The organism is Diaphorobacter sp. LR2014-1, assembly GCF_002916785.1.
GTDB lineage: Bacteria > Pseudomonadota > Gammaproteobacteria > Burkholderiales > Burkholderiaceae_C > Diaphorobacter > Diaphorobacter nitroreducens.
Map to the genome: position 1 here is coordinate 222,164 of NZ_MTBE01000004.1, position 13,321 is coordinate 235,484.

Here is a 13,321-nt window from a genome sequence, read left to right on the forward strand (position 1 = left end):
TCTGCCTAGGCGGGGACGGCGGCCTGCGCCTCGGCCAGCGGCTGGCCCAGGCTGCGCAGCACGTCGCGCACCATCTGGGCGCGCGCGGCGGGGTCGGGCAGCTCGCGCTCGATGCGCAGCTTCTCGTTGCCGGCCAGCTTGATGTGCTTGTTCTTCTGGATCAGGTGGATGATGGCCATGGGGTCCACCGGCGGCTGCGGCTTGAAGGTGATGGTGATCACGCCGGGGGCGGCATCCACCTTCACCACGCCGTAGGGCGCGGACAGCACGCGCAGGCGGTGCACGTCGATCAGCGTCTGCGCCTGCGGCGGCAGCTTGCCGAAGCGGTCCACGATCTCTTCGAGCAGGCCATCGATCTGGTCGCCGGTCTTGGCCGTGGCCAGCTTCTTGTAGAACGACAGGCGCAGGTGCACGTCGCCGCAATAGTCGTCGGGCAGCAGGGCCGGGGCGTGCAGATTGATGTCGGTGGCGGCCTGCATGGGGGCGAGCAGATCGGGTTCCTTGCCGGCCTTGAGTTGCTTCACCGCCTCGGCCAGCATCTCGTTGTAGAGCTGGAAGCCGATCTCCATCATGTTGCCGCTCTGGCTCTCGCCCAGCACCTCGCCCGCGCCGCGGATCTCCAGGTCGTGCATGGCGAGGTAAAAGCCCGAGCCCAGCTCCTCCATCTGCTGGATGGCGTCCAGGCGCTGCTGCGCCTGTTTGGTCAGGCCGTCGATGTCGGGCACCATCAGGTAGGCGTAGGCCTGGTGGTGGCTGCGCCCCACGCGCCCGCGCAACTGGTGCAGCTGCGCCAGGCCGAACTTGTCGGCGCGGCTGATGATGATGGTGTTGGCCGTGGGCACGTCGATGCCGGTCTCGATGATGGTCGAGCACAGCAGGATGTTGTAGCGCTGGGCCACGAAGTCGCGCATCACGCGCTCCAGCTCGCGCTCGGGCATCTGGCCGTGGGCCACGGCGATGCGCGCCTCGGGCAATATCTCTTCGAGCTTCTGGCGCCGGTTCTCGATGGTCTCGACCTCGTTGTGCAGGAAGTAGCACTGGCCGCCGCGCTTGAGCTCGCGCAGCACGGCCTCGCGGATCACGCCCGTGCCTTCGTTGCGCACAAAGGTCTTGATGGCCAGGCGCCGCTGCGGCGCGGTGGCGATCACGGACAGGTCCCGCAGCCCCTCCAGCGCCATGCCCATGGTGCGCGGGATCGGCGTGGCGGTGAGCGTGAGCACATCCACCTCGGCGCGGAACTGCTTCATCGCCTCCTTGTGGCGCACGCCGAAGCGGTGTTCTTCGTCGATGATGAGCAGGCCCAGGTTCTTGAACTGGGTCGATTCGCTGAGCAGCTTGTGCGTGCCCACGACGATGTCCACCGTGCCGTCGGCAATGCCCTTGACGGCGGCGGTGATCTCCTTGCCCGAGCGAAAGCGCGAGACCTCGGCCACCTTCACGGGCCACTTGCTGAAGCGGTCGCTCAGCGTGCGGTAGTGCTGCTCGGCCAGCAGCGTGGTGGGCGCCAGGAACGCCACCTGCTTGCCCCCGGCCACGGCCACGAAGCAGGCGCGCAGTGCGACCTCGGTCTTGCCAAAGCCGACGTCGCCGCAGACCAGCCGGTCCATGGGGCGCGGGCTGATCATGTCCTGCACCACGGCGTGGATCGCGGCCTTCTGGTCCGCGGTCTCCTCGAAGCCGAAGTCGTTGGCGAACTGCTCGTAGTCGTTGGGCGAGTAGCGGAAGGCATGCCCCTCCCGCGCGGCGCGGCGGGCGTAGATGTTGAGCAGCTCGGCCGCCGCGTCGCGCACTTGGCTTGCGGCCTTGCGCTTGGCCTTTTCCCACTGGCCGCTGCCCAGCTTGTGCAGCGGGGCCTCGTCGGCAGACACGCCCGTGTAGCGGCCGATGAGTTGTAGCTGACTCACAGGCACGTAGAGCACGGCCTTGTCGGCGTATTCCAGGTGCAGGAACTCCTGCAGCGCGGGGCTGCCGTCGGGGTTCTTGTTGCCCACATCCATGTGGATGAGGCCGCGGTAGCGCCCGATGCCGTGCTGGTTGTGCACCACGGGGTCGCCCACCTTCAGCTCGGACAGGTCCTTGATCAGCGCTTCGACGTCGCTGGCCTGCTCCTGCTTCTTGCGCCGGCGCGTGGTGGAGCCAGCGGCGAACAGCTCGGTCTCGGTGACCAGGTCCAGGCCTTCTTCCATCCACGCGAAGCCCGAGGCCAGCGCCGCCGTGGCGATGCCGACGCGCTCTTCGGGCGTCCCCTGGAATTCGGCCAGCGAATCGAAGGCCGGCGGGTTCAACCCCGAGGCCCGCAGGAAATCCAGCAGGCTCTCGCGCCGGCCGTCGCTTTCAGCCAGCAGCAGCACGCGCTGGCCGGTCTGCCCGGTGGCGCGGATGTGCGCCTGCAGCCGCGCCAGCGGGTCCTCGGCGCCGCGCACCACGGACAGGTCGGGCAGCTTCTGGAACTGCGCGTTGTCCGCCACGTCTTCCACACCGGGGCGCAGCGACAACTGGGCATGCTGGTTGGCCTGGGCGTAGAACTGCTCGGCGCCCAGGAACAGCGCCTCCGGCGGCAGGGTGGGGTGGTCCGGGTCGCCCTGGATCAGGCGGTAGCGGTCGCGCGTGTCCTGCCAGAAGCGCTGGAAGGCTGTCTCTAGGTCGCCGTGCAGCACCACGGTGGCTTCGTTGCCCAGGTAATCGAACACGGTGGCCGTCTCATCGAAGAACAGCGGCAGGTAGTACTCGATGCCCGCCGTGGCCACACCGTTGCCCATGTCCTTGTAGATGCGGCTGCGCGTGGGATCGCCCTCCAGCAGCTCGCGCCAGCGCTGGCGGAACTTGGCGCGCGCCGCGTCGTCCATGGGGAACTCGCGCCCGGGCAGCAGGCGCACCTCGGGCACCGGGTAGAGGCTGCGCTGGCTGTCGGGGTCGAACGTGCGGATGGAGTCGATCTCGTCGTCGAACAGGTCCACCCGGTACGGCACGGCCGAACCCATCGGGAACAGGTCGATCAACCCGCCGCGCACCGCGTATTCGCCATGGCCCACCACCTGGGACACATGCTGGTAGCCCGCGAGCGTGAGCTGGGCGCGCAGCTTGGCCTCGTCGAGCTTCTGCTTGACCTTGAAATGGAAGGTGTAGCCCGCCAGGAACGACGGCGGCGCCAGCCGGTACAGCGCCGTGGTGGCCGGCACCAGCACCACGTCGGCGCCCGTGTCCTTGTCGCGCTGCTGGATGCGCCAGAGTGTGGCCAGCCGCTCGCTGATCAGGTCCTGGTGCGGCGAGAAGCTGTCGTAGGGCAGCGTTTCCCAGTCGGGAAACAGCGCGCAGCGCAACTCGGGCGCGAAGAAGGCCATCTCGTCGATGAGCCGCTGGGCGTCGGTCGCATCGGCGGTGACGATGGCGGTGGTGCGGCCCGCGGCCTTTTCCCGCTCGCCCAGACGGGCCAGCAGCAAGGCGTCGGCGCTGCCCACGGGGCGGGGCAGGGTGAATCGTTTTCCGGGGGAGAGTTTGGGCAGCTGCATGCAGGTGGCGTCGCCCCATGGTATGGGATAGGGCGCAGGACACGGAGCAGTGTGCGCCACGAGGCTCAAGACGACGATCGGGGATTTTAGAATGCCCGCCCATGACCGACCTGCTGCCGCCCACCACCCCTGCTCGCCCTGTGGCCGGGCGCTTCTGGGGGCTGGTGCCCTGCGCCGGCACCGGCACGCGCGCCGTGCGCAGGGGCGGGCAGGACGGCCCCCCCGTGCTGCCCAAGCAGTACCACACGGTGGCGGGTCACCCGATGGTGCTGCACACGCTGGCGGCCTTTGCGGGCGTGGCGCGCCTGGCGGGCACGCTGGTGGCCGTGGCCGCGGGCGACACCTTCTTCGACGGTCACCCCCACCCGGCCTTCTTTGCCGTGCCCTGCGGCGGGCCCGCGCGCGCCGACACGGTGCTGGGCGGCCTGAAGGCCCTGCAATCGCGCGGCGCGCAGGATGAGGACTGGGCGCTGGTGCACGATGCGGCGCGCTGCCTGGTGACGGCGCAGCAGATCGACGCGCTCATCGACGCCTGCCAGCACGACAGCGTGGGCGGGCTGCTGGCGCACAAGCTGGCGGACACGCTCAAGGTGGCGAGCGACGGCCCCGGCGGCGTGCGCGTGGCCGCCACCGTGGACCGCAGCGACAAATGGCTGGCGCAGACGCCGCAGATGTTCCGCATCGGTGCGCTGCGCCATGCGCTGGAGCGGGTGGGCGCCACCGCCACCGACGAGGCCAGTGCCATGGAGGCCATGGGCCTGCGCCCGCGCCTGGTGCCTGGCGGCGCGCAGAACTTCAAGGTGACCTACCCCGAGGACTTCGCGCTGGCCGAGGCCGTGCTGGCCCAGCGCATGCACGGCGCCACGCTGGAGCGCTTTGGCGGCGAACGCGGCGCCGCGGCGAGCGATCCGGTCAAGACTTTCTTTTCTTCCAAGGCATGAGGGCGGCGAACGCAATGGGCATGAATTTCAGAATCGGCGAAGGGTGGGACGTGCATGCGCTGGTGCCCGGGCGGCGCCTGGTCATCGGCGGGGTGGAGATCCCGCACACCATGGGCTTGCTGGGCCATTCCGATGCCGATGTGCTGCTGCATGCCATCACCGATGCGCTGCTGGGCGCTGCGGCGCTGGGCGACATCGGCAGCCACTTCCCCGACACCGACGCGCGCTTCAAGGGCGCGGACTCGGTGGCGCTGCTGGAGGAGGCGGCGCGCCGCGTTGGCGACACGGGCTACGCCATCGGCAACATCGACAGCACCGTGGTCGCGCAGGCGCCGCGCCTGGCGGCGCACATCCCCGCCATGCGCGAGCGCATCGCCGGCGCGCTGGGCCTGGTGCTGGACCAAGTGAACGTGAAGGCCAAGACCGCCGAGCGCCTGGGCCCCGTGGGGCAGGGTCTGTCCATCGAGGCGCGCGCCGCCGTGTTGCTATTCAAAAAATAGCTGCTTGCGCTGGAAGAGTGCCGGTTTCCGGCAGGAAACGCTGTAAATCAGCCACGCAGCAAGCGCTGGCTGCTATCAATTTTGCTGGGATGACGGCACACCGCTGCGCGGTGGCAGGTGGCGCTTGATCTGCGGGCGCTGCAGGCGCTGCTGGGGGTCCTGGCCCTGCCGTAGATTCATCGCGCGCTGCAACTGGATGTGGGCGACCAGCCCGCCCGAGCCCGAGTTGGCCAGCGCGAAGATGCCCCCCATGCGCTGCACGGTCTTGTCCACGATCGACAGGCCCAGGCCCGCGCCAGCGGCGGCCGTGCGCGCGGAGTCGCCGCGAAAGAACGGTTTGGTGAGGTTGGCCAGTTGCTCGGGTGGTGCGCCGGGCCCGTGGTCGCGCAGCTTCATCAGCACCCACTTCTCGCGCGCCTTGGCGGCGATGTCCACGGTGGTGATGCCGGTTTCGCGGTTCTTGCCGTAGCGACGGGCGTTCTCCAGCAGGTTGGAGATCACGCGCGCCAGCTCCACCTCGTCGGCCATCACGATCAGGTCCTCGGGCACGTTCATCGAGATCTGCAACTCGCGGTGGTCCTGCACCGCGTACACGCAGGACGACACCACGCCATGCAGGTTGACGGGGCTCAGGGCCACCGTGGTGTCGGGCCGCGCATAGTCCAGGAACTTGTCGATGGTGGCGTCCAGCTGCACGATGTCGGCCACCATGTGCTCGCGCGCCACGTCGTCGGTGACGCTCATCTCGGTTTCCAGGCGCAGCCGCGCCAGCGGCGTGCGCAGGTCGTGCGAGATGCCGGCCAGCATCACCGCGCGGTCCTGCTCCAGCTTGGCGAGCTTTTGCGCCATGCGGTTGAAGCCGATGTTGACCTCGCGGATCTCGCTGGTCACGGCCTCTTCGTCCAGGCGGCTGTTGGCAAAGTCGCCGTCGCGCACGCGGTTGGCCGCGTCGCTGAGCTGCTTGAGCGGACGGTTGATCAGCCGCGCGATGACGGCGGCACCCGCCAGCGACAGCGCGCCTGCGGTGATCAACCAGATCATCCAGGTCTTGCCGCCAGCGGCACTCAGGCGCGAACGGTCCATCAGCATCCAGTTGGGGTCGCCATTGATGGTGAAGCCCACCCACAGCCCCTTCTCGCCATTCACGCTGGCGGCCACGATGGTGCCGGGCCCCAGGCGCTGGGTGAGTTCTTCGGTCAGGCGCGAGCCGAGCGGGGAGGGCGAGAGCAACTCGAACTTGTCACCCGGCTCGCGCGGCAGGATGCGCACGCCCTCCTGGTCGGCCATGGTCTTGAGCAGCGACACGCGCGCGATGGCGTCGGAGTGGATGAGCGCCGCGCGGCTCAGGTTGACCAGCGATGCAATCTGCTGCGCCGTCTGCAGGGCGCGGGGCTCGAACTCCAGCGCGCGCAGCGTCTGCAGCCACGCCATGATGCTGCCGATCAGCAGCACCGCCAGCAGGAAGAAGGTGCGCCAGAAGAGGTTCAGCCCCACGCGTGCACGCTGGGCCCGCCGGCTGGCGGACGTTTCCAGCGGCGCGGGGCTGGTGGCATCGGAAGGCGCGTCGTGGGTGGCGTTCATGTCAAGGTGGCGTGCAAGCGGTCATGCAGGGCACGGCGTGCCGGTGGAGTGGGGCCGCCGTTCCTTTCGCAGGGATGCCCTGGTCAGTTCGTGCCGTCCGGCACGAACACGTAGCCCACACCCCAAACGGTCTGGATGTAGCGCGGCGCGGCGGCGTCCACCTCGACCAGCTTGCGCAGGCGCGAGATCTGCACGTCCAGGCTGCGGTCGAACGGCTCGAACTCGCGCCCGCGCGCCAGCAGCGCGAGCTTTTCGCGCGACAGCGGCTGGCGCGGGTGGCGCACCAGGGCTTTCAGCATGGCGAATTCGCCCGTGGTCAGCGGCAGTTCCTCGCCGTTCTTTTGCAGCGCGCGCGTGCCCAGGTCGAAGGTGAAGGGGCCGAAGGTCACCACTTCGTTGTCGCCCGACGGTGCGCCCGGGGCCTCCTGCGGTGGGCGGCGGCGCAGCACGGCGTGGATGCGGGCCAGCAGTTCGCGCGGGTTGAAGGGCTTGCCCAGGTAGTCGTCGGCGCCCACTTCCAGGCCCACGATGCGGTCCACGTCCTCGCCCTTTGCGGTGAGCATGATGATGGGCGTGCGGTCATTGGCCGCGCGCAGGCGCCGGCAGATCGACAGGCCGTCTTCCCCCGGCATCATCAGGTCCAGCACTATCAAGTCCACGGTCTCGCGCAGCAGGATGCGGTTGAGGGCCTTGCCATCTTCCGCGACCATAACTTCAAAGCCTTCCTGGGTGAGGTAGCGGCGCAGCAGGTCGCGGATGCGCGCATCGTCATCCACCACGAGAACTTTGTCGGTACGGTTGGTTGTTGAATCCATGCTTTCTTTCCCAGTCCAATTTGTAACAGAGCCGATTCTGACCAGCTTGCGAACGGAAAGCCCGGTTTTACCCCGGGGTCTGACCAACTGTTACAGGTTTTGCGACACCTCGCAACGACATTACCCGGCATTCATGCCAGCGCTGCGCTGACGCGGTTAGCGTCGGTCCTGGGGCATGCTGCACCTGCCTGTACAACGTCAACCCAAGAAAAGGAACACCATGCAAAGAACTATAAAAACAATAGCTGCTTGCGCACTGATGGCGGGCGCTGTGGCCGCTTACGCTCAGAATCCTTCGGCGCCGCCGCAGAACGTGCTGCAGCTCTCCGCATCGGGCACGGTGCAGGTGCAGCAGGACTTGCTGGTGCTGACGCTGGCCGCCACCAAGGAAGCCGCGGACGCCGCAGGCGTGCAAACGCAACTCAAACAGGCGCTGGACGCCGCGCTGGCCGAAGCCCGCCGCGCGCCGCCCAGCCGCAGCAGATGGACGTGCGCACGGGGGCCTTCGGCATGTACCCGCGCTATGGCAAGGACGGCAAGATCACCGGCTGGCAGGGCCGCGCCGAGCTGGTGCTGGAAGGGCGCGACTTCCCGCGCATCACGGCCACGGCGGGCAAGATCCAGAGCATGTCCATCAGCCAGATCGCATTCGACCTGTCGCGCGAGGCGCAGGCCAAGGTGGAGACCGAGGCCCAGGCGCAGGCCATCGAGGCCTTCAAGGCACGCGCCTCCGAACTGGCGCGGGGCTTCGGTTTTGGCGGCTACTCGCTGCGCGAGGTGGCGGTGAACAGCAATGAGATGTCGCCCGGCCCGCGCCCGCGCATGATGGCCATGGAGGCCAAGGCGGCATCCTATGCGTCCGACGCTCCCGTGCCCGTGGAGGCCGGCAAGGCCCAGGTGGTGGTGACGGTGGCTGGCTCGGTACAGCTCAAGTGACCCCAGCGTTCGCTATCAGCCATTTTGGCCTGCAGCGCCCGCCAGCCGGGCGTTACCAGCTATCTTTTTGATAGCGGTCTTACTGCGCCACCCAGCCGCCGTCCATATTCCATGCCACGCCGCGCACGTTGTTGGCGGCGGCCGAGCAGAAGAACACGGCCAGCTCACCCAGCTCTTCGGGTGTGGTGAACTGCATGGAGGGCTCCTTCTCGCCCAGCAGCACTTTCTTGGCTTCTTCATTGGAGATGCCCAGCGCGGCGGCCTTGGCGTCCACCTGCTTTTGCACCAGCGGCGTGAGCACCCAGCCGGGGCAGATCGCGTTGCAGGTCACGCCCGTCGGGGCGGTCTCCAGCGCCGTCACCTTGGTCAGGCCCACGATGCCGTGCTTGGCCGCCACGTAGGCCGACTTCTGCGCCGATCCCACCAGGCCGTGTACCGACGCCACGTTGATGATGCGGCCCCAGTCATTGGCCAGCATGCCGGGCAGTGCCAGGCGCGTGGTGTGGAAGGCGCTGGTCAAGTTGATGGCGATGATGGCGTCCCACTTCTCCACGGGGAAGTCCTGCACGCTGGCCACATGCTGGATGCCGGCGTTGTTGACCAGGATGTCCACGCGGCCGAACTGGGATGCGGCGTACTTGAGCATGTCCTCGATCTCCGCGGGGCGGCTCATGTCCGCGCCGTGGTAGGCCACGCGGGCGCCTGCGGCCTCGCCGACGGCCAGCACCTCGGCGCGCGGACCTTCCACGTCGCCAAAGCCGTTGAGCACGATGTTCGCCCCCTGGCGCGCGAGCGCCTTGGCGATGCCCAGTCCGATGCCGCTGGTGGAGCCGGTGACGAGGGCGGTTTTGCCGTTCAGCATGAGAGTCTCTCCGAATGAATTAGGATGCAGCGCAGGCATTATCGAGCGCTGCATGACGGTACCGTTTCCATGATTCAACCTACGCTGAAATACGTACCGTGCCCCGGCCCCGCGGCCGCCGGCCACCCGGAACAAGGCCATCGCATGGCCTACTGGGAGTGGAACGAGACGGGCGACGCGGCCCATCCCCATGTGATCATCTGCGTCCACGGGCTGGCACGCCAGGGGCGGGACTTCGACACCCTGGCACGCGCGCTGGCCCGCCATGCGCGCGTGGTCTGCCCCGATGTCGTGGGGCGCGGACGCAGCCATTGGCTGGCCGATCCGATGCAATACCAATTGCCGGTGTACGCGGCCGACATGCTGGCCTTGCTGGCGCAACTGCACGCGCAAGGCCCCATCGCCACCCTGGATTGGGTGGGCACGAGCATGGGCGGGCTCATCGGCATGGGCCTGTGCGGCCAGCCGGGAGTGTTGCCGGTACCCGTGCGGCGCCTGGTGCTCAATGATGTGGGGCCGCGGGTGGAGTGGCAGGCGCTCGCGCGCATCGGCCAGTACCTGGGGCAGCCCGCGCATTTCGCGACGCTGCAGCAGGCGGCCGACGCGCTGTGGGCGGTGTCGCGCAGCTTCGGGCCGCACACACCTGCGCAGTGGCTGGAACTGTCTCGCGCCATGGTGCGCGAGGCGCCCCAAGGGGGCTTGGCCCTGCACTACGACCCGGCGATCGCCGTGCCCTTTCGCGCCCTCACGCCCGAGGCCGCGCTGGCGGGTGAGCAGCAGCTATGGCAGCTATACGACCAGATCCCGGCCCAGGTGCTGCTGCTGCGCGGTGCGGAGTCGGACCTGCTGTCCAGCGCCACGGCGCGCGAGATGACCGCGCGCGGCCCGCGTGCGCGGCTGGTGGAGTTCGCCGGCGTGGGCCACGCGCCGACGCTGGTGCAGCCGGACCAGGTGGCCGTGGTCGCGCAGTTCCTGCTGGAGCGGCAGGAGGAGTTGACAGCATGAAGAGCAGTTCCATCGGCCATCTGCCCATGGGGCAGGGCGCGGCCGCCGGGCCCCGACCCGAGGCGGTGCCGCAGCTCATCGCAGCCACCGCGCAGGCGGGACCGGAGCATGCCGACGCACTGGTACGCGCCCGCGCCTTTGCCGAGCCGCTCTTGATCGGCGAAACGTTGGAAACCGGAGAGAACACCCTCGTCCATGCCGATGCGGTGTCCGCCATCCTCAAGCACCTGGGCGGCTCGGAAACCATGCAGGCGGCGGCCTATCTGGTGTATGCCTGCTCGCACCTGAACAAGCCCGAGGAAGTGATCACCAAGGCCTTCGGCAGCAATTTCGCCGCGCTGGCGCTGGAGACCACCAAGCTCATGCGCGTGCAACTGCAGGCGCGCGAGGCGCAGGTGACGGGCCAGCAGGTGGACGATGCGGCCACGCAGACCGAGAACGTGCGCAAGATGCTGCTGGCCTTCTCGCGCGACCTGCGCGTGGTGATGCTGCGCCTGGCGTCCCGCCTTCAGACGCTGCGCTTTTATGCCGCAGCCAAGCGCCCGGTATCGCCGGCCATCGCGCGCGAGGCGCTGCAGGTGTTCGCGCCGCTGGCCAACCGCCTGGGCATCTGGCAGATGAAGTGGGAGCTGGAAGACCTGGCCTTCCGCTTCCTGGAGCCCGAGACCTATAAGGAGGTGGCCCGCCTGCTCGACGAGAAGCGCGTGGAGCGCGAGCTGTACATGGAGCAGGTGCGCAGCCGTCTCGAATCCGAGCTGCGCGCGCGCAGCATCAGTGCCAGCGTGCAGGGCCGGCCCAAGCACATCTACAGCATCGTCAAGAAGATGCGCGGCAAGTCGCTGAACTTCGACCAGGTGTTCGACATCCGTGCGCTGCGTGTGGTGGTGCCGAGCGTCAAGGACTGCTATGCGGCTTTGAGTTGGGTGCACAGCCAGTTCAAGCCCATCGAGGCGGAGTTCGACGACTACATCGCCCGCCCCAAGCCCAACGGCTACCAGTCGCTGCACACCGTGGTGCGCGACGAGGCGGGCAAGGCCATCGAGATCCAGATCCGCACCCAGGCCATGCACGACCATGCCGAGCATGGCGTGGCCGCGCACTGGGCCTACAAGGAGGCGGGCACCAAGGGCTACGCTGGCGTGTCGGCCAGCAGCGAGTACGACGCCAAGATCGCCGTACTGCGCCAGCTGCTGGCGTGGGAGCGCGACCTGGTGGGCTCCGCCAGCCGCAGCGGGTTGTTCGAAGACCGCATTTATGTGCTGACCCCGGACGCGGCCGTGGTGGAACTGCCCCAGGGCGCCACGCCCGTGGACTTCGCCTATGCCGTGCACACCAGCGTCGGCCACCGCTGCCGGGGTGCGCGTGTCGACGGCAACATGGTTCCGCTGAACACGCCGCTGCAGAACGGCCAGACGGTGGAGATCATCACCGTGAAGGAAGGGCGTCCTTCGCGCGACTGGCTCAACCCGGAACTGGGCTACCTCACCAGCAACCGCGCGAAGGCCAAGGTGCGCGCGTGGTTCAACGCACAGGCCACCCATGCCACGGTGGCGCGCGGCCGCGAGCTGGTGGAAAAGCTGCTACAGCGCGAGGGCAAGACGGCCCTCAAGCTTGACGACCTGGCGGTGCAGCTGGGCTTCAAGTCGGCCGAGGCCTTGTTCGAAGTGGTGGGCAAGGACGAATTCTCGCTGCGCAGCATCGAGACCCTGTTGCGCCCACCCGAGCCAGCGGTCGACGAGCCTGACGTGCTGCTCAAGAAGGCGCGCACACCCGACGGCGCGCCCAAGGGCGGCGTGCTGGTGGTGGGCGTGGATTCCCTCATGACGCAGTTGGCCAAGTGCTGCAAGCCCGCGCCGCCCGATGAGATCCGTGGTTTCGTCACGCGCGGCAAGGGCGTGAGCGTGCACCGCGCCGACTGCAGCAACTTCCGCGAGATGGCGGCGCGCAATGCGGAGCGCGTGATCGACGTGGAGTGGGGAAAGTCGCAGCGCGCTGCCGGAGAAGCCGCCGTCTACCCCGTGGACGTGGCGGTGGAAGCCTCGGACCGCCAGGGCCTGCTGCGCGACATCTCGGAAGTGTTCGCCCGTGAGAAGACCAACGTCATTGGCGTGCAGACACAGTCCGTCAAGGGAACGGCATGGATGACCTTCACCGTGGAGGTGTCCGATGCGGGGCGGCTCAACAAGGTGCTGGGTATCGTGGCCGCGGTGCAGGGGGTGCGGTCGGCGCGCCGGCGATGACGGCCGCCAGGGCCGAGGCGGCATTTTTTGCTGCTATACTCCCGCTTCTCGAACAAACACAGGCGCGTAGCTCAGCTGGTTAGAGCACCACCTTGACATGGTGGGGGTCGTTGGTTCGAGTCCAATCGCGCCTACCATTTCTCTCTGCTGAAGCCACCCAGACTTCAGCATGCAAAGAGAGAAATTCTGTACAAAACGCCGCTCGACAGAGCGGCTTTTTTGTTTCCGGATCCCCCGCATTCAGCCTGGAGCAGGCGGTCGTGCAAGCCATCAGGGTATTCCTGCGCGCTGCGCGGGTGCGGCCTGCCTAGAATCTGCTGCACTGCAATACAAGCCATGACGGGCCATGTACCCGAGGAGCCGCCTGTGCCAGACAAGAACCCAGCACCCGATCCAAAAACCGCCCAGCGCGTGATCAAGAAGTACCCCAACCGCCGGCTGTACGACACGTCCACCTCCACCTATGTCACGCTGGCCGAGGTCAAGCAGCTGGTGATGCAGGGCGAATCCGTCGTGGTGCGCGACGCCAAGACCAGCGAAGACCTCACGCGCAGCATCCTGCTGCAGATCATCCTGGAGGAGGAGGCAGGCGGCGCGCCGATGTTCAGCGAGGCGGCGCTGGCCAACATCATCCGCTTCTATAGCCATGCCATGCAGGGCTTCATGGGTGCGTACCTGGAAAAGAACGTGCAGATGTTCACCGAGATCCAGGCCAAGCTGGCCGAGCAGTCGCAAGGCCTCACGCCCGAGATGTGGACGCAATTCATGAATCTGCAGTCGCCCATGATGAAGGGGCTGATGGGCAACTACGTGGAGCAGTCGCAGAACATGTTCCTGCAGATGCAGGACCAGATGCAGAAGCAGACCGAGCAGATGCTGGGCGCGTTTGGCCTCAAAAAGCGCTGAGCCCGGCAGAACTGGGAAAATGCGGG

The 13,321-nt window shown here is 67.7% G+C and carries 9 protein-coding genes, 1 tRNA gene and 1 pseudogene; 7 read left to right on the forward strand and 4 right to left on the reverse strand.

Going from position 1 to position 13,321, the window contains the following annotated elements:
* Window positions 1-5 precede the first annotated feature (5 nt).
* Window positions 6-3,509: a transcription-repair coupling factor gene (gene mfd, locus BV908_RS05845; RefSeq protein WP_103737492.1), complete on the reverse strand. Its 3,504-nt coding sequence runs from the start codon at window positions 3,507-3,509 to the stop codon at window positions 6-8.
* 101 nt (window positions 3,510-3,610) lie between these two features.
* Between mfd and BV908_RS05850 the strand changes: the two genes are divergently transcribed.
* Both BV908_RS05850 and ispF read left to right on the forward strand, forming a co-directional pair.
* On the forward strand, window positions 3,611-4,450 hold the full coding sequence (locus tag BV908_RS05850) for a 2-C-methyl-D-erythritol 4-phosphate cytidylyltransferase (protein WP_015913878.1): 840 nt from the start codon (window positions 3,611-3,613) through the stop codon (window positions 4,448-4,450).
* Between the two features lie 20 nt (window positions 4,451-4,470).
* Complete coding sequence (gene ispF / locus BV908_RS05855) at window positions 4,471-4,950, forward strand: 2-C-methyl-D-erythritol 2,4-cyclodiphosphate synthase (RefSeq protein ID WP_041836380.1); 480 nt, start codon at window positions 4,471-4,473, stop codon at window positions 4,948-4,950.
* A gap of 75 nt (window positions 4,951-5,025) precedes the next feature.
* On the opposite strand, the gene BV908_RS05860 is transcribed toward ispF, so the two are convergent.
* Window positions 5,026-6,531 (reverse strand): ATP-binding protein, encoded by a 1,506-nt coding sequence (locus BV908_RS05860; RefSeq protein ID WP_103737493.1) that lies wholly within the window; start codon window positions 6,529-6,531, stop codon window positions 5,026-5,028.
* 83 nt (window positions 6,532-6,614) lie between these two features.
* On the reverse strand, window positions 6,615-7,346 hold the full coding sequence (gene ompR / locus BV908_RS05865) for a two-component system response regulator OmpR (RefSeq protein WP_103737494.1): 732 nt from the start codon (window positions 7,344-7,346) through the stop codon (window positions 6,615-6,617).
* A 220-nt stretch (window positions 7,347-7,566) separates the two neighbouring features.
* Between ompR and BV908_RS05870 the strand changes: the two are divergent.
* Window positions 7,567-8,282 (forward strand): annotated as a pseudogene (locus BV908_RS05870) (SIMPL domain-containing protein).
* Window positions 8,283-8,361: 79 nt separating this feature from the next.
* Here BV908_RS05870 and BV908_RS05875 read toward each other — a convergent pair.
* Window positions 8,362-9,144 (reverse strand): 3-hydroxybutyrate dehydrogenase, encoded by a 783-nt coding sequence (locus BV908_RS05875; RefSeq protein ID WP_103737495.1) that lies wholly within the window; start codon window positions 9,142-9,144, stop codon window positions 8,362-8,364.
* Window positions 9,145-9,213: 69 nt separating this feature from the next.
* Between BV908_RS05875 and BV908_RS05880 the strand changes: the two genes are divergently transcribed.
* The 4 genes from BV908_RS05880 to phaR all read left to right on the forward strand — a co-directional run bounded on the left by BV908_RS05880 (window position 9,214) and on the right by phaR (window position 13,295).
* Window positions 9,214-10,149 carry an alpha/beta hydrolase gene (locus tag BV908_RS05880; RefSeq protein WP_103737496.1) on the forward strand — a complete coding sequence of 312 codons (936 nt, stop codon included), beginning with the start codon at window positions 9,214-9,216 and terminating at the stop codon, window positions 10,147-10,149.
* A 26-nt stretch (window positions 10,150-10,175) separates the two neighbouring features.
* Entirely contained in the window at window positions 10,176-12,389 is a 2,214-nt protein-coding gene (locus BV908_RS05885; RefSeq protein WP_246867454.1) for a bifunctional (p)ppGpp synthetase/guanosine-3',5'-bis(diphosphate) 3'-pyrophosphohydrolase, read from the forward strand.
* A 60-nt stretch (window positions 12,390-12,449) separates the two neighbouring features.
* Window positions 12,450-12,526, forward strand: a tRNA-Val gene (locus BV908_RS05890).
* Window positions 12,527-12,725: 199 nt separating this feature from the next.
* The gene (phaR, locus tag BV908_RS05895; protein WP_103737498.1) at window positions 12,726-13,295 is read left to right on the forward strand and encodes a polyhydroxyalkanoate synthesis repressor PhaR; all 570 of its coding nucleotides are present in this window, start codon (window positions 12,726-12,728) and stop codon (window positions 13,293-13,295) included.
* The last annotated feature ends 26 nt before the right edge of the window (window positions 13,296-13,321 follow it).